The sequence below is a fragment of the Paenibacillus sp. PK3_47 genome, assembly GCF_023520895.1.
GTDB lineage: Bacteria > Bacillota > Bacilli > Paenibacillales > Paenibacillaceae > Paenibacillus_AQ.
In genome coordinates this window covers 3,812,867-3,830,353 of the sequence record NZ_CP026029.1, presented here as the reverse complement: position 1 = coordinate 3,830,353, position 17,487 = coordinate 3,812,867, and the positions used below count along the sequence as shown (strand labels likewise).

Annotated in this window: 12 protein-coding genes and 1 riboswitch; of the genes, 2 read left to right on the top strand and 10 right to left on the bottom strand. The window is 51.2% G+C overall.

What is annotated here, in order from left to right:
• Nucleotides 1-130: 130 nt before the first annotated feature.
• Both C2I18_RS16970 and C2I18_RS16965 read left to right on the top strand, forming a co-directional pair.
• Complete coding sequence (locus C2I18_RS16970; RefSeq protein WP_249896941.1) at nt 131-619, top strand: hypothetical protein; 489 nt, start codon at nt 131-133, stop codon at nt 617-619.
• Nucleotides 620-666: 47 nt separating this feature from the next.
• Nucleotides 667-1,371 (top strand): AIM24 family protein, encoded by a 705-nt coding sequence (locus C2I18_RS16965; RefSeq protein WP_249896940.1) that lies wholly within the window; start codon nt 667-669, stop codon nt 1,369-1,371.
• Nucleotides 1,372-1,445: 74 nt separating this feature from the next.
• Here C2I18_RS16965 and C2I18_RS16960 read toward each other — a convergent pair whose 3' ends face one another.
• From C2I18_RS16960 to C2I18_RS16915, 10 genes are all read right to left on the bottom strand, one after another.
• Nucleotides 1,446-1,901 carry a Dps family protein gene (locus C2I18_RS16960; RefSeq protein ID WP_249896939.1) on the bottom strand — a complete coding sequence of 152 codons (456 nt, stop codon included), beginning with the start codon at nt 1,899-1,901 and terminating at the stop codon, nt 1,446-1,448.
• Nucleotides 1,902-2,289: 388 nt separating this feature from the next.
• Nucleotides 2,290-4,842, bottom strand: a complete 2,553-nt coding sequence (locus C2I18_RS16955) for a discoidin domain-containing protein (RefSeq protein ID WP_249896938.1) — start codon at nt 4,840-4,842, stop codon at nt 2,290-2,292.
• Between the two features lie 197 nt (nt 4,843-5,039).
• On the bottom strand, nt 5,040-6,530 hold the full coding sequence (locus tag C2I18_RS16950) for a glycosyl hydrolase (RefSeq protein ID WP_249896937.1): 1,491 nt from the start codon (nt 6,528-6,530) through the stop codon (nt 5,040-5,042).
• 226 nt (nt 6,531-6,756) lie between these two features.
• The gene (locus C2I18_RS16945) at nt 6,757-9,648 is read right to left on the bottom strand and encodes a PA14 domain-containing protein (RefSeq protein WP_481857810.1); all 2,892 of its coding nucleotides are present in this window, start codon (nt 9,646-9,648) and stop codon (nt 6,757-6,759) included.
• A 12-nt stretch (nt 9,649-9,660) separates the two neighbouring features.
• Nucleotides 9,661-9,738, bottom strand: a riboswitch (cyclic di-GMP riboswitch).
• Between the two features lie 158 nt (nt 9,739-9,896).
• Complete coding sequence (locus C2I18_RS16940; RefSeq protein WP_249896936.1) at nt 9,897-11,270, bottom strand: sugar phosphate nucleotidyltransferase; 1,374 nt, start codon at nt 11,268-11,270, stop codon at nt 9,897-9,899.
• Nucleotides 11,271-11,682: 412 nt separating this feature from the next.
• Nucleotides 11,683-13,023: a UDP-glucose dehydrogenase family protein gene (locus tag C2I18_RS16935; RefSeq protein WP_249896935.1), complete on the bottom strand. Its 1,341-nt coding sequence runs from the start codon at nt 13,021-13,023 to the stop codon at nt 11,683-11,685.
• 4 nt (nt 13,024-13,027) lie between these two features.
• Entirely contained in the window at nt 13,028-14,128 is a 1,101-nt protein-coding gene (locus tag C2I18_RS16930; RefSeq protein ID WP_249896934.1) for a glycosyltransferase, read from the bottom strand.
• Nucleotides 14,129-14,227: 99 nt separating this feature from the next.
• On the bottom strand, nt 14,228-15,370 hold the full coding sequence (locus tag C2I18_RS16925) for a glycosyltransferase family 4 protein (RefSeq protein WP_249896933.1): 1,143 nt from the start codon (nt 15,368-15,370) through the stop codon (nt 14,228-14,230).
• On the bottom strand, nt 15,364-16,557 hold the full coding sequence (locus C2I18_RS16920) for a glycosyltransferase family 4 protein (RefSeq protein ID WP_249896932.1): 1,194 nt from the start codon (nt 16,555-16,557) through the stop codon (nt 15,364-15,366). The genes C2I18_RS16925 and C2I18_RS16920 overlap by 7 nt, the downstream gene beginning before the upstream one ends.
• Nucleotides 16,544-17,407 (bottom strand): glycosyltransferase family 2 protein, encoded by an 864-nt coding sequence (locus C2I18_RS16915; protein WP_249896931.1) that lies wholly within the window; start codon nt 17,405-17,407, stop codon nt 16,544-16,546. The genes C2I18_RS16920 and C2I18_RS16915 overlap by 14 nt, the downstream gene beginning before the upstream one ends.
• Nucleotides 17,408-17,487 lie beyond the last annotated feature (80 nt).

Here is a 17,487-nt window from a genome sequence, read left to right as displayed (position 1 = left end):
AAGTATACGATTAAATAGATAGGATTCCACCTTACGCCAAATGCTGCCAGACTTTGCCGCAAGCTGTCGGAGGTTGTCCGGCTATGCTAAAATAAGGGTAAGATAAGCCAATTTTCAGGTGGTGATTATATTGATACACAAATCAAAAGGCATGTTCATCAAGCTGCTCGGTTCGGCTCTGCTGCTGGTTACGGTATCGGCCAGCCTTCCGGCTCCAGCCGCAGAAGCCAATTATTTCAGTGATTTATATAAAGGCTTACAGAATTTCTCGGAGCTGCCCGGTGAAGTTAATCAATTGCAGGAAAGCTATCAGCAGACGATGGATGAGCTTCAGCAGACTAAAGACCGGCTGGGGGAGACACAGGACCAGTTAGGCCAGACGCTGCAGGATATAGAGGATTACCGCGCCCAGAATGTTGCGCTTCAGGAACAGAACCGCCAATTGGGCTTAGTCGTTGAAGAGCTGAGGAATGACCGTACAGAACGGGAGAACTACTATAACCGGATTAAGATCACGCTGCTTACAGGCGTCGGTCTGCTGCTCGGCTATTTCATTCTGGTGCGGCTGCTCCGGTTTGGAATGCGCCAGAGGTCCAGAAAAGGAGACAGGCTGCATTAAACTACAGCTGCCCGGCAGAAGCAGTTATTGTGTAAAGGAAGTGAATTATGAACGTTGATGTCCAGGATGAAGGCGACAGCGGCAGCGGACAAGCTGTTGCTTTTACAGTCGGAGAGAATGAAGAGGTTCATGTGCTGCACCCGCAGCAGATTATAGCTTACCAGGGCCCGTCATCCGGCCGTGCGGACCGGCTTATGGATGTTAAGGGAATGTACCGCAAGCGCAAGATGATCCGCTCCGATATGTCCGGCCCCTGCCGGTTCGTCGCTGCACTTCCTCCCGGATACCGTGTGAAGACGCTGCAGCTTGACGGTAAAAGTGATCTGCTGTACGACTTCAGGCACTTGTTCTTCTACACCAAAGGAATTTCCATGGAGACAAGGGTTTTGAGCATGAAGAACATGCTGATTACGCGTGATGTAATAAAGGTAAAGTTCAGCGGATTTGGCAGCATAGGCATTCTTACCGAAGGAACGGTATGCGAAGCTGAGCTTCACCCGACCCAGCCGCTCTACGTGGACGCAGGAAGCATCGTTGCCTATCCCGAAAATGCCAAACTGGAACTCACTGTCTACGGCAATCATTTGGCCAGCCAGCATATGAGTTACCATTGGAAGATGACCGGTCACGGTCCGGTGCTGTTTCAGGCGGGACGCCAGAGCAGACGCTTTGAACGTGATAATAATGAGGACGGGATCATCAAACGTTTTTTGCGTGAGGCCCTGCCGTTCGGCGGAGTATTCATTAAGTGATTCAGGCCGGCAAAATAAAAGGAAGAGAGCCTATGCGGGTGCGCATTGGCTCTCTTCCTTTTGCTTCTGACGTATTAAGCCAGATAGGCATTCAGCATCCAGGAGGTTTTCTCCACACTGCTTCTGATGCCGATCAGGAGATCAGCAGTAGGCTGATCGCTCAGCTCTTCTGCAGCGGAGATTGAATCTTTCAGTTCTTCAGCAATCGTAGCAAAATCATTGATCAGCTGGGTAACCATTTCTTTGGCGCTTTCTCCGCCTGCAGCTTCCTTCAGGCTGGAAAGGGCTAAGTATTGGGTCATAGTGGAGGCAGGTTGTCCGCCGATTGCAAGCAGTCGTTCAGCCAGCTCATCGACATAGCCTGCAGCTTCATTGTAGAGTTCTTCAAATTTGGCATGCAGCGTGAAAAAATGCGAACCGCTGACATACCAGTGGTAATGATGTAACTTCACTCCGAGCAGGGTCCAGTTGGCAGTCTGGCGGTTCAAGGCAGCATACAGTTCAGTCTGATTTTTAATTTGAGTACTCATTTTAAATAACCTCCATAGTCTATATTTGTCATTGTATTTAGACTTGTTCTAAATCTATATACAATATAACATAAGATTATACTTTTTGCAATGTCTTTTACTATAGGGTTGTTGCAAATTCTAGCATAACCTTTGTACTCTTCCTGTTATTTGTGTCACATTTAGCCAAACAGCACTATATTGACATAACTCACCGAACAGCGGCATAAAAGTTCACATAGTTATTGACGCTATATCTTCATATATGGTGCTCAAACTGAATGACTTCATGCATATCATTTCCCATAATTATGTACGGCAAAAAGCCCCGCAGAACGGAGCTCGTGCAAATAGGGCAGTCCCCGATCTTCTTCATGAAGATGACGCTGCCCTGCCGTTGTAACTCTCTTTATTCCCTGGAATATACCTGCAGCTCTTGAATCGACCAGTAATTCCCCCCAGACCCGGTCTGGAGAATCTTAATATACCGTGTTTTTACTGGAGAAAATGCGATTTTAGTTTTCTCCCGCTGGCCTTTTCCGGATGCAATCATACGCCAATTCTTTGCATCATCCGAAATATAAAGCTGATACCCCCGCGGATAATCATAGTCGGATAATGTGTAGTCAAGCTCAACGGCTTCTACGGTATGGGCTGCGCCCAGATCAATCTGGAAGTACTCTCCGGATGCCTGATGCTTACCGGTTGACCAGCGTGTCCGCCTGTCTCCGTCAATCGCACCTCCGGGGTAAGAAACATCTGCACTAATATTTGAGGATACCTTCCATTCCGAACGGTTGAGCGGCACCAGCCCTGTGGCTGTAATCTGTACCTTATCCGACATGGCTTGAGATCCTTTAACTCTGACTGCATAAGTGTACAGTGTGCCTTCCTGCAGCTTCTTGTCGGTGTATTCCGTAGTCCGGACATCGGACGCAACCACTTTCAAATCTCCGCCGGAGCCGTCGGCCCGGAGCACTTCATAGCTTGCTCCAGGGGCCTCCAGCCAGTTCAATTTAACGGACAATCCTTTTACTGCAGCGGCTTTGAAATTCTGCGGTGCGGCATCCGCCACTTCAAGAGAGGGTTCAAGAATATACTGTACTGCTTCTCCGGGAGCCAGGGTTTCGGTAAACTCCAGCGTAGGCGAAGCACTTAAGCCTGTCACATAGCTGCGCGCCTCTTCATAAGTATCCCCGTTGCCGAAGCGCTCTCCCTCATATACTGTCTTCTCCGGCATGCTCACCTTAACGGTGACGGTCTGTTCTGTATCTTCAAAATTAACGAAGTTGACCAATACCTTGTTCGAAGTCGCTCCGCTTCCCGCCAAAGGCTCAAGTGTGGACGTATCCACTGCCCGGACGTAGACAAGCTTGTCAGCTAATGCATCTTTGTTCGTGATCTGATAGCCTAACGGAGCCCCGTGTGTAGCATAAGCCAGACTAAGCCTTCTCATAATGCTGACCCGGGAATCCTCTGCTTCCTTGGTGTAGTAAATTTCGGTTTTAGCCGGATCATGCTCCTCCAGGTTAAACCCGTATTTAAAGAGACTGAAATCCTTGAAAAATGCCGCATGCTGCACGAACATATCCGCATAACCGATGTGAGCGCGCATAATCCGGTCAAAGGATGCTGCGGTACGCTCGGCAGCCCCGTATTCTTTGGCATCCACATGAGTATCCGAGGTTCCGAATTCGGTGGTCAGCATTTTTTTCTCGAGCCCGTCAGCGGCTCCGCCGAAGGTTTTGAGATTCTCGGTAAAGCTGCCTCCGTCACTGTGAACGTAAGAAGCACCGTAAGAATGGCCATTGGTCAGATCGGTGACTTCCTCCAGCTCATTACGCTGCTCTGGATCCCGCTCCCAGCCGTCCGGATCACCGCACTGCTGTACTGCTGCACCCTTCTTTTGGTTGCCGCAGGAGTCCGTATTGTAGCTCGGCCAATAAGCCCAGCCAGGCGCCACCGTCTGCAGGTGCGGAGCGATGGTTTTGCCCTTTTCATTCAGCCAGTCAGCAATGGCCAGATTCACTGCCTTGGAACGGTTAAACAACCCCGGCTCATTGTCGACCTCATAGTACTGGAAATACGGGCTGTATTGATTAAAGTAATCGGTCAGCTTCTTTTCCGCATCCTCCGGAAGTGAGCCGTCCGCATCAAGCACGATATTGCCGCTGTGCAAATACATGGCAACTCCCTGCATGTTGTAATCCTTAAGCACCTTATAGTAATCCAGCATGTTAGAACAGGAACGGCCGACGTCACTGGCGCAGCTGGTGCGCATAATGTTGCCGCTGTAAGCCACACCCAGCCATTTCATGACATAGGGCAAATGGGTTACCGCACCTTCATCAAAATAAAACTGCTTGTTGTTCACCATAGTGCCTGTCAGCGTGTAGCTTCCGTGAATGGGCTCATTAACGGGAGACTTCAGCGACTCCAGACTCAGGGAATCCCAGGTCCACCAGTTGTATTTATCCTCCAGATTGGAGGAATACATCCCCCGGGCTGCCTGCAGCTTCAGTTCATTGGTCCCGGTGACCAGCTGTTCCTTCGGAATGTACAATTCATAGGATTTGCGGAAGCTGTATTCGCTGTCCGTTCCGGAAACACCGGCAATCTGGATAATTCCTGACAGCTGCCTGTTGGAGAACACACTCATTTGCGGCACTGATTTGTAGGCATCGAGGATGCTCACGCGAAATAAGACCCCGTTAGCCGGGATCTTATCCAGTTCGTATTGAATGCTAAATTCAGGATTACTGTCGCCCTTGAGGCCGGAAGGGACTTTTTGCAGCGAAGCTGCTGTAGCCTTGGAAGAGGCAACATTAAAAACCTCCAAGGCACCGGAGGAACCTGCTGCAGTAAATTCTTGTGCGGAGCCGTCATTCTGCCCTAATTGCCAAAGCACAGTTCCCTCGGGAATTTCCGGTCCCGTGTTACTCGATGCCGACAATTCGGTCATATCGACCTCCGCTTCACCCCTGTTTGTCCTGTCATCTCCAAAGACAGACACAGACACAAGAAACAAGATGATCAAAGCTGCGAATTTTAGTATAAGCGTTAGGGGTTTGCCTGGTTTTTTCTTACTTCTAGTCCTCATTCCCGTGTCCTCGCTTTCTTCTGGGGTGCCTGCTTTAACATTTGTTCTGGTTCATAGCTTTAAGGATGGGTCAATGCATTCCTCGGAACGACCGTCTGCTTCTGGTGCTTACTTTTCCATAATAAACTTGAGCTGGCATGACCGCGGTTCTCAAAATATTCGATTTTGATATCATATGAGGTTCCCGCAGACAGCTCTATACTGCCCTCACTGCTGGCGCTGCTCTGCTTTTTCCAGCTGTCGATAATCAGCTTGCCGCCGATCCACACACGCACCCCGTCATCGGAATAAGCCGTAAAGGTGTATTTTTCACTGTACACCGGTTTGATTTTACCAGTCCAGCGTACTGAGAAAGAGTCCTTATTAATTCCGGATGCCGGTGAATCGTCATGCCAATTAAAGTCAATCTTGTCATCCGTGCGAACGAGCACAGGTTTGCCTGAAAGATCTGTATTATTGAAATATTGTCCCTGTAATCCGTTACGCGGCCCGGGTGTCACTGCATTATTCGGTCTGGATTTCATTGCAGCTATATAATTATCCCGCGAGACAGTATATTTGTTGCCCATAAAGCTTTTGATTTTCTCAGGTTTATTGTTCTCTGTCAGCATTTTCCCCCATGTCATCGTATATACCCATTTACTCTGGGTTTGAGACAATATTACAGGGTCTGGCAGCTCTCCGCTTTCTCCGATTCCGATGGGCTTGCCGTCTGCGAGCTTCACCAGCTTCTCATAATAGGATTGCTTGTAGTCATTGTTATAAATATCTGCGGCGAGAATATCGACTTTATTGGCTCCCGGATAGTAAGGCTCGTAAGCATCCGACCATTCATTAGGAGCATTCGCATTCCACACCCACAGCAGATTATTCAGCTTATGCTTGCCGGCCAGGCGGTTGTACATGATATCCCAGAGCTTGGTGAAGTTGTCCTTCTGTCCCCACCAGAACCAGCCTCCGTTCATTTCATGATAAGGGCGCCACAGGACCGGCACCTCTGCATCGCGCAGCTGTCCCAAATAGACAGCTATTTCATCCAGCTCAGCGATCAGTTTCTTATACTGCGGAGTTCCCGGAGTCACATAGGCATCAAATTTCTCCTGGCTTAAGGTCATATGCACATTTTCCCATTCCCGCGAGGTTCCGGGCAGATTCTGATGAAATGTTATCGCTACAATGCCTCCGCCTTTATGCCACCTGATGGCACTGTCGACGACGGCCTGGCGCTGGCGGTCCACAGTCTTATCGGACTGGTTCATAATGGCCCCGAGCTCATAACCATGCAGGACAGCGTATTTACCGGTCTGATTCTTCAGCTTGTTGTTGAACTCGTCAGGACTTTCCAGATAGTCATGCTGACCTGAAATAATCCCTTTGCCGCTGAGCTCTGTCAGATAAGTGAGCAGCTCCGCAGCCTCCTTGGATGCAGACGGGTTAACAGGTGTATTTACAACCGGCGACGTAACAATAGGCTGGGATAGAGGAAGGCTTCGCGCCTCACCCCAGGGCAGCAGTGAAAAAATAAATAGGATAGGAAGGAATGTAAACATCCGGTACTTTCGGTAAGTGTTCAATGTAATCTCCTCTCTCCAGTGCACTTGCGTCACAGGGGCGTACGATGTCGTAAAACACTACGTCGTCAACTGATGACTATAGCCTAGTGGCCCTGCTGGTAAGCAGGGCCGCTAAGAGTGAACTTGTCAGGATATATAATTGTAACAGCTTAACCGACATCAGCGCCTTGAGATGAATACAGCGGTGAACCCGTAGCTTAAATTAGGAAGCGGAAGGAAGAAACAATGCACTTGCCGGAACAGTTCCTTTGACTTGGCTAGGACTTTCCCACATCAGGCGTGCCCTGGCATCGCCTGCATTCTCGTAATATTCCACTTTAATATCATATAGTTGTCCTGCTTGCAGGCTTATGCTTCCCATACGTTCGGTTCCGCTCTGTTTCACCCAGCTGTCAATCACAAGATTTCCATCTACCCATACGCGGATACCATCATCAGATGTAGTGTAAATCTGATAGGTTTCGCTGTACAAAGGCTGGATCTTGCCGCTCCAGCGTACGGAGAAATTATCAATACCGATTGCCTCGTCCGGTGAGCCTTGACGCCAGTTAAAATCCAGAACCGCGTCAGTGCGTATAACAGCCGGAGTACCGGACAAATCTTTATTATTGAAGTATTCTGCCTGGAGCCCGTTTGCAGCTGGTGCCGGTGCTGACGTTGGCACAGTTGTTGGTGTTGGTTCCGTTGTTGGTTCCGGTGTTGGCGCTGGCGCCGGTGCCGGCGCAGCTGTTGGCACCGGTGTTGGTGCGGCTGTTGGTGCTACTGTTGCTGTTGGTGTTGCTGTTGGTACTGCCGGTGCTTGGATAGCAGAGTTTGCCGCAGCGCCCGTAAACAATGCATCTGAAGGAACTGTAGACTTGGCTTGGCTAGGGCTCTGCCACATCAGGCGTGCACTTGCATCTCCGCCGTTTTCATAGTATTCCACTTTAATGTCATACAGTTGTCCGGCCTGCAGCGCAATGCTTCCTGTACGTTCCGTACCGCTCTGCTTCACCCAGCTGTCGATGACAGATGTTCCGTTAACCCAAACGCGGATACCGTCATCCGAATTCGTGGAGATTTGATATGTTTCGCTGTAAGCAGGCTTGATTTGTCCTGTCCAGCGGACCGAAAATTTGTCGACATTAACTTTTGCATCCGGTGAGCCTTGGCGCCAGCTGAAATTGATCTGCGAATCATTGCGTACCAGGACGGGTTCACCAGTCAGGTTCATATTGTTGAAATATTCACCGGTAAGGCCATTAACTGCAGGCAATTGGAGTACAGGTGCTGCTGTTGGTACTGGTGTAGCTGTTGGTACTGCTGTTGGTGCCGGTGTTGCAGTTGCCTTAGGCGTCGGTGCTGCTGTAGCTGTTGGTACTGCTGTCGGTGCTGCTGTAGCTGTTGGAGCCGGTGCCGGTGCTGCTGCTGCAGGTGCCGACAGATCTGCTGCCGGTTTGGCCGGAGCAAAGTTTGCCGCAGTTCCTGTAAACAATACGCCGGAGGCAACCGTAGCCTTGGCTTGGCTAGGGCTCTGCCACATCAGGCGGGCACTTGCATCTCCGCCATTCTCATAGTATTCCACTTTAATGTCATACAGTTGTCCGGCCTGCAGCGCAATGCTTCCTGTACGTTCCGTACCGCTCTGCTTCACCCAGCTGTCGATGACAGATGTTCCGTTAACCCAAACGCGGATACCGTCATCCGAATTCGTGGAGATTTGATAAGTTTCGCTGTAAGCAGGCTTGATTTGTCCTGTCCAGCGGACCGAAAATTTGTCCACATTAACTTTTGCATCCGGTGAGCCTTGGCGCCAGCTGAAATTGATCTGCGAATCATTGCGTACCAGGGCCGGTTCACCAGTCAGGTTCATATTGTTGAAATATTCACCGGTAAGGCCATTAACTGCAGGCAATTGGAATTCAGGTGCAGCCGCCGGTGCTGTTGTAGCTGTCGGCTTAGGTGTTGCTGTTGGTACTGGTACTGGTGTTGCTGTTGGTACTGGTGTTGCCGTAGGCTTAGGCGTCGGTGTAGCTGTTGGTGTTGGTGTCGGTGTAGCCGTTGGTGCTGCACCCGTCCAAGCTTTGAACTTATCAAGAGTCACTGTGTAGCTGTCATTCATAAAGCTTTTAATTGTAGCCGTGCTGTTATTTTCATAGAGCATTTTGCCCCAGTTCATCATAAAAACATAATTCTGCTGCGAATTCTGCAGTTTTGCAGTGCTCGGCATTTCGCCATTCTCACCGATGGCTATAGGTTTGCCGGCAGCAAGGTTGAGCAGACCGGTGTAATATTTATCCTGAAAGTCATTTTCATATATATCTACTGCAAGCACATCCACTTTATCTGCACCCGGATAGGTCAGCGGATAAGCCGTAGACCAGGCATTAGGTGCATTCGGATTCCATACCCACAGCAGGTTGTTTAATTTATGAACGTTAACGAAACGGTCATACATAATATTCCACAGTTCTGCGAAATTGCTCTTTTGGCCCCACCAGAACCAGCCGCCGTTCATCTCATGGTAAGGTCTCCAGAGAATCGGAACACCTGCATCACGCAAGCTTTTGAGCGAAACCGCCACTTTGTCAAGATCGGCAATCAGAGCATTGTATTGTGTAGTACCAGGTGTCACATATTTATTGAATTCTGCCTGAGTGATATTCTTCTGAACATTGGACCACTCGTATTTGGTTCCCGGGAGATTCTGGTGAAAGGTCATCGCCACAATACCGCCGGCTTTGTGCCAGTTCGTGGCACTCCATACAATATTTTTACGCTGAGCGGCAACTCCGCTCTCCGATTGGCCGCTGATCGCCCCGAGCTCGTATCCGTGAAGGGCTGCATGCTGTCCGCTTGTTCCTTTGAGATTGTTGCTAAGTTCGTCCGGGCTCTCGAAGTAGTTATGCTGTCCGGCGATAATGCCTTTTCCGGTAATGGAATACAATTTATCCAGCAGTTTGACTGCTGCAGCGGAAGCATCCGGATTAACAGGTGCTGTCACACTTGAAGCAGCTTGAACCGTCGAGGGAGCCACCCACATAGGGATAGCGGAGAACACCATAGCAAGCGACAGAATAGCGCCGAGGACACGAGATTTACGGTAAGTTTTCAAAAATATCTTCCTTTCGGTAGCTGGCTGCCACTGTTTCAAGGCCCTATAGCTTTGCGTCCCTGCCTTTCAGCAGGTTTGCCTTTGTCGTATTTTGGAAGGTTATTTCCTTCTTACCATAATTATCGGAGCTATTCAGTTTTTGTTTATAGAAAAATTAAAAAGCTTTAATAATTGGTTCCTAATACCTGTTTTGGAAGCCGCTAAATTGGGTAATAGTTCTATTGGACCTATAAAAGTGCCTGCTATACCTAGGAAATGAACTGCTGCAGCTCAATATCCTCCCAATCCAGCGTAATGCGGATATTATCTTCTTCGACCAATTCCGAGCCGGTCTGCACTTCGATAAACTCCACATCGGTCAGCGCAAGAATGGCATGCTTCGTGCCTTCCGGAATGCGTACAACATCCCCGGCTTTCACCTTATGCATTTTCTCATTAATGATGATGCTTGCTTCCCCGCTCACAAAGGTCCAAATTTCACTGCGTTTGTGGTGCAGCTGATAGCTGATGTTTTTGCCTGCTTCTATAAAGATACGTTTGGTCAGCACTTCGTTGCCCTCATCGTACTTCACATGATCAATAACCTTGTAGTGGCCCCAGCGGCGCTCTTCGTACATCGGTCTTTGTTCATGGGATTTCAGCACTTCCTTGATCCGCGGGCTTTCGGCTTTGTGGGTAACCAGTATGCCGTCCGGGCTGGCAGCGATAATCAAGTCCTTTGCCCCGATTACAGTGATCGGAATATCCAGCTCGTTAATCAGGCAGGTGCCTTCGGAATCCGCTGTGACCACGCCCTTGCCTACATGGTTGCTGCTCATTTCCTCAGTCAGCGTGTTCCAGGTTCCAAGATCCTTCCAGAAACCGGAGTACGGCTGAACCACGATTTTCTCTTCTTTTTCAACCACTTCGTAATCAAAGCTGATGGATGCCAGCAGTTTATACTGCTTCTGCAGCTCCTCATAATTCAGCGGCAAGCCTTTGCGCTGCAGAATATCAAGCAGATACCCCAGACGGAAAGCGAACACGCCGCAGTTCCACAAAGCTCCCTTGCTGATCAGTTCTTCGGCCTGCACGCGGTCAGGCTTCTCCTGGAAGTGGCTGACCTGCAGATAACCGCCTGCGCCTGCTTCCTTGCTGGTTGGAATGATGTATCCGTATTTCTCCGACGCATGCTCGGGAACCACGCCCATCAGTGCCAGATTCGCGCCGCTCTCCTGCATAGTTGCCTCAAGCTGCACTACTGTATCGAAAAAGGAAGCCTCCACATAAGGATCCACGGGCAAAATTGCCACGGTTTCGCTTGGTGATACTCCTTCCATTGAATACAGATAGGCTGCTGTCAATGCAATCGCCGGGAAGGTATCGCGCCGTTCCGGTTCAACGATAATCGGCACGCTGCTTCCGATCTGGCTCTGGATGGACTCGACCTGGCTGCGTCCTGTTGCCAGATAGGAGGAATCCGCTATCCCTGCTTCCTGCAGCTGTCTCCATACCCGCTGCACCATGGATTCCGGCTCACCTGCCGGGCTTTGCAGTACTTTCAGAAATTGTTTTGAACGTGAATCGTTGGACAATGGCCAGAGACGCTTGCCGGAACCGCCTGATAGAAGTACCAGTTTCATAGTGAACCCTCCCTAAATATATATGTTGTCGCTGAAATATCGGATTGTTATTGCGAGCTTCGCTTGCCGAAACCGCTAATTTACAGGAATGCTTAACGTGTTAAGCTTCGCCGTCTTTGGACAGCTGTTATGGAAGTCACTGCGATGAATGTTTGGACTTCCGGCCGCTGTTGTCTGCAGATTTCTCTGATTCATACCGCTCTTCGCGGTGGAAATCCGGAGACAAAGCATATGCTTCCGAAGCGAGCTTTCCTGCGGAAAGCTTTCAGGCGGACGCTTCCGCTCCTACAGTTCCAAAATTCCTCTCCGTTCCTGTACAACAGGTTAGCTTTTAGCATTAGACGCAGGTAGAGCTCCCTGCTAAAGATCCGGCTATTGCCGCTTGGTTGTGCGGCAGCAAGATCAAGATCTCTTAGACCGCGCCGGCCACACTAGGCGAATAGCCGCTGAGGCCGCCCATTTGCGGGCGTCCCACGGAGTGATACTCCAGGCCCGTGCCTTCGATCTGCTCCTTGGAATAGACGTTGCGGCCGTCGATCAGCACCTGGCGGCGCATACCGTCTGCCAGCCTGTGGAGGTCAATTTCCTTGAACAGGCTCCAGTCGGTCAGAAGGCAGATGGCGTCACTGCCTTCAGCCGCCTCTTCCGGCAGGCTGCACCAGCGGAGCTGCGGATGATCATACTGCGATCTGAAGTTATCAGCGGCAATCGGATCATACAGTTTTACAACAGCGCCTTCGGCGACCAATGCCTCGACAATTTCGCGGGCCGGTGCTTCCCGGACATCATCGGTGTTCGGCTTGAAGGCCAGACCCCAGATTCCGATCACCGCACCGCGGAGGCTGCCGAGGGATTCATGCAGCTTGGAGATAATCATGAAGCGCTGGTCTTTATTTACTTCGACTACGGATTTCAGCAGCTTGAACTCATAGTCCACGTTGCCGGCAATCTGAATCAGCGCATTGGTATCTTTCGGGAAACAGGAGCCTCCGTAACCGATACCGGCCTGCAGGAATGAAGAACCGATTCTACGGTCCATCCCCATGCCTTCCGCGACCTCGGTAACATCAGCTCCTACTTTTTCACAAATGTTGGCGATCTCGTTGATGAAGGAGATCTTTGTCGCCAGGAAAGCGTTAGACGCGTATTTGATCATCTCCGCACTGCGGATATCCGTAACAAAAACATTCTCCGTGAAGCCCTGATGAAGCTGGCGCATGGTTGGTTCAAGCTGCGGATTATCGAGTCCGATGACGATCCGGTCGGGATGAAGGGTATCGCGGATGGCGGAGCCTTCGCGCAAAAATTCGGGGGCGGATACGATATCAAACGGATGATTCGTATGCGAGGCGATGATATTCCGGATTTTCTCGTTCGTGCCGACCGGTACGGTGGACTTGGTCATAATGATTTTGTAGCCTTCCATCGCCTGGGCGATTTCGGTGGCTGCACCTTCGATATACCGGAGATCCGCTTCTCCGCCCGGCAGAGAAGGTGTGCCTACAGCGAGAATAATAATATCTGAACGGCGGACCGATTCCTGAAGATCCGAAGAGAAGGACAATCTGCCCTCGCGGAGATTCATTTCGATGAGCGCCTCAATGCCCGGTTCGTAGATAGGAGATTCCATCCGGTTCAGTTTGCTGATTTTCTCCTCATCCTTATCCACGCAGATGACATGATTTCCGTTAAGTGTAAAGCATACGCCAGATACAAGACCGACATAGCCGGTACCGATTACTGTGAGCTTCATACAATCATCCTCCTTTAAGAAAATTGACGTAGGCCTGTTCTACATACTGCTTGAACTGAACCATAAACGCCTGTTCATCGAATTTGCGCGCATGGCCCATGATCTGGCCAACATCCCATGCATAGGATTCCACTTCGTAGATGGCCTTCAGCAAATCATCAACTTCCTGTCTGCGGAAAAATACGCCGTTGACATAAGGGACAATTGTATCCAGCGCTCCTCCGGCCTGATAAGCAATGACCGGTCTGCCTGCAGCATTCGCCTCCAGCGGTGTAATACCGAAATCCTCTTCTCCCGGAAAAATAAACGCCCGGCACTTGGACATCAGGCCTGTAACCTCTTCATCCTGCAGACGGCCCAGGAAGGAAACATTCCCCTTAGCCATGCCTTCCAGACGTTTGCGGTCCGGCCCGTCACCGACAATGTACAGCTTGAGTCCGTTCCGGTTGAACGCTTCGACCGCAAGATCGATCCGCTTGTAGGACACGAGCCGGGAAACGATCAGGTAGTAATCTCCGATGGAGCTGGAGCTGCTGAAGCGTGCGGTGTTGATCGGTGGGAATATCACATCGGCATCCCGGTGGTAGTAGTTCTGAATCCGGGTTTTTACAACGGAAGAGTTGGCTACGAACTGGTTCACATTTTTTGATGTCCGCTGATCCCAGGTTTTCAGGCGCTGCATGTATACCTTGAGCAGTCTTTTGAATAATCCGGAGTTGGACTGCCGCTCCATGTAAGTGTCATAATCCCAGGCAAACCGCATGGGCGTATGACAGTAGCACAGATGAAATGTGGATTCGGGCACTTGTATGCTTTTCATAAAAGCACTGCTGGAACTCAGGACGATATCATACCCGCGAAAGTCCAGATCACGGATGGCCATGGGATAAAGCGGCAGCACCCCTTTAAAATTGGCCTTCACTCCCGGAATTTTTTGCAGCCAGGAGGCCCGGATATCCGCATCTTTGAGGTTGTCGGTCAACTGGCTTCCGTTAAAAACCGTTGTGAAGATCGGAGCATCCGGATACATATGGTGGAATACCTCCACCACCCGTTCCGCCCCGCCCATTTGGATTAAGTAATCGTGCGCTATCGCTATTTTCATGTGAATCATCCTCAAAGTTTTATGGAGCAGCATCATCTAACAGTGAACATATGGATGTAACGGTCCCGGTTCGAGCATTACATGTTGTCCGCAGAACACTCAGGTAGCCGCGAGCAAACCTTTGTAGTAGTCGACGATGTCCTTGACCGTGTTCTCGATGACAAAATGCTCTTTCACCCGTTTCATTCCACTGTCTGCCATCCGTCTTCGCTCTTCGGGATGGTTCAGCATCCAGGTGATGGAATCTGCAAGTACGACAGGGTCTCCAGGCTGGATCAGCAGCCCCGTTACACCGGGAACCACAATCTCCACCGGTCCGCCTTCATTGGAGGCAATTACCGGAAGTCCAGCCGCCATGCCTTCGACGATAACCTGGCCGAACGGCTCGGGTGTAATCGAAGTGTGTATCAGCAAATCGGCGTTACTCATTAGTCCTTGTATATCATCCACATGACCCAGCAGACTGACATTGGTAAGCTCATTCTGCTGCATTGTCTGAATTAACTCTTGTTTGTATTCCTCTTCACCGAACAGGGCGTCACCGGCCAGCCAGAATTTCACCCGCGGGTCATTCTTGAAGGCTTTGGCTGCTTCCAGCACGACATGCTGGCCTTTCCAGTGTGCCAGCCGACCCACCAGCAGGACGTTGAAGTCCTTCTGCGATTCCCGTTTCGCCAGGCCTTCACCGATCGCTTTGGCAAAGGCGGAGTAGACGACCAGCGTTTTCTTGGTACGCGGCAGCTCCAGGGCGTTCAGTGTAGAGTGCGAATTGGCAATGACGCCGTTCGGCAGCAGGCGGGACAGCAGCCGGATCACTTTGGCAACCACCGGCTTAAGATACGGGGCACCGATATGATCCCGGATGTGCCAGATCAGCGGCACACCTGCTTTTTTGGCGGCAACCGCGCCGTAAAAAGCGGATTTCAGGGAATTGGTGTGCACACAATCCACCTTTTCCTGCTTCAGCAGCGGAGCCAGCTTGCGCCCGTAGGCCAGCAGCTTGACTGCTGCAGCCGGTGCGCCGAGGTTGACGGCATTCCGTCCGCGGCTGCGGATGCTCTCGTCGAGCGGGATGATGCGGACGTCAATGCCTCTTTCCCGCAGGCGGTCAGCAAGTGCGCCTTCCTCTGCCAGAATGACCAGCGGCTGAATGTGCTCGCCGATATTCGTGAGGATGTTGAACAGCGCCACCTCTCCGCCGCTCCACTTGGCGGTGTGATCGATATAAGCGACTTTTAGCATCCTGCGGCCACACCCTTTCCCAAGGTTTCGAGGAACACGGATTCCACTTGATCGCCCACATGCTGCCAGGTGTATTTCTCAAGCACATGATTTCTGCACTCGTCCCGGCCGGGCAGCAGCTTGCGGTTGCTAAGCATATGAATCATGCCTTCGGCCATATCCTCACTGGTGGAACCTTTGAACAGCAGCTCCGGGCGGAACTTCTGCAGAATCTCCTTGTTCCCGCCGACCGGGGTAGCCATTACCGGAAGTCCGGTAGCCAGCGCTTCGACCGTAATCAGTCCAAAGCCCTCCAGCGCCTGTGACGGAACTACGAACATATCAGCCGCCTGATAATAGGAAGCGAGCTGGTGGTCCGGAATATAACCGAGCAGCCTTACCTTGCCTGTGAGACCGTAGTCGGCAATCCGGGTTTCAAGCTCACCGCGCAGCGGGCCTTTGCCGCCTATGAGCAGAATCGCGTTCGGGAACCGCTCGCTTACCTGCTTCCAGGCTTCCAGCAGCTGCAGCAGGCCCATGCGGTTCATAAGCCGCCGTACAGTCAGCACTGTAGTTGCCCCTTCCGGCAGATTCAGCGTCCGGCGGATCGCCAGCCGGTTGCTGGCCGGTGTAAACCGCTCCACATTGGCTGCTCCCGGAATCACGATGATCTTGTGCAGCGGTACACCGTGCAGATCATGGAGCATATCGCGGAAGAACTCGCTGAGGACAATGAATTTGTCCGCCAGCTTGTAGGCTTTGCGTTCAATCGATTTGGCGATCGTTGTCTTGACCCGGTGCTTGATGCCCTGGCCTTCGATCTTCATCTCCTCATTCCAGGGACCATGAAAGGTCATGATCACCGGAATTCCCCGCTTCTTCGCTTCAATCGCCGGCCCGACGCCATACGGTGCAAAGTGGGTGTACAGAATATCAATCCGTCCGCTGCCGCTGCCCATCAGATCCGCTGCCTTGCGCTGGAAGGCATCCCTGCGCTTAAAGATCGATTCCTTCGGGTCACCGGCGTTGTGGATAATCAGTTCTTTCGGTGTATCCGGCGTCTCCTGACTGCAGATCAGCGCATGCACCTGGTTGCGCAGGGAGAGCTGCTCGGATACGGATTTGAAATACGTATTGAGCCCGCCGGGCTGCAGCGACGGCCAGCTGAGGCCGGTCGTCATAATGTTCAATCCGTCACTGTACGGCATAACTTCTCTCCCCCTTGTTATTTTCTTTACCGGTTTGCCCCTGACCCTTGGCGTTATGCTGGGCCAGCTTGCCGGAGCTGTTCAATTCATAATGCTTGAAGCCGACCATGAATTCATACATCACCCAGAATACGGATACCGCAAATCCCGAGATGCCTTTCTTGAACAGGCCGTGCACAAAATATTTCTGTACAAAACGCGCCGGCGGCCGCAGCAGCAGGTTTCTGAGCTTGAACGGCTTGCCGCTGGCATAAGCGGTCTGGGCTTCCAGATCGGTGTATTTATTAAAGCGGGCCACATGGTCATTGATGCTGCGGAAGCCCTGGTGCCAGAGCGTCCCGTTCAGCCGGACCGTCTTGTCTTCCGCAACCTCAGGTATTTCATGCACGAGGGAGTCGCGGATGCTGTACTCCTTGCGGTTATACAGCCGCACGAGGTATTCGCCCTTATCCAGCCATCTCCCGAGAAAATCACCGATCCGGTAAAGCGAGTAAGCTACTGCCCTGTCGGTCAGCGCCGGCTTGCGCTCAAGAATATCCCGGGCCAGCTCTTCGCTGACCACTTCATCCGTATCAATCAGGAAGACCCAATCATGGACGGCGCGTTCCACTCCGAATTCTCTTTGCTTTGCGTATCCGGGCCATGGGTTGACGTATACCCGGCAATTCAGGCTTTCCGCAAGCTGCACCGTCCCGTCCTTGCTGCCTCCGTCGATTACTACAACCTCATCGGCGAAGAGCCTGCAGGATTGAATTGCCTTGGATATACGAACTTCGTCATCCTGGGCAATGATCACAGCCGAGATCGGATAGCTGCCCGGGCCGCCAAGCACGCTTGTCACTGATTCCATGAAGGTTTCCTCCTTGTGCAGTCCGATGTGTGCTTCAATCCGAGAAACATTTGGGCTTCCGATCGCTGTTGTCTTCCGAT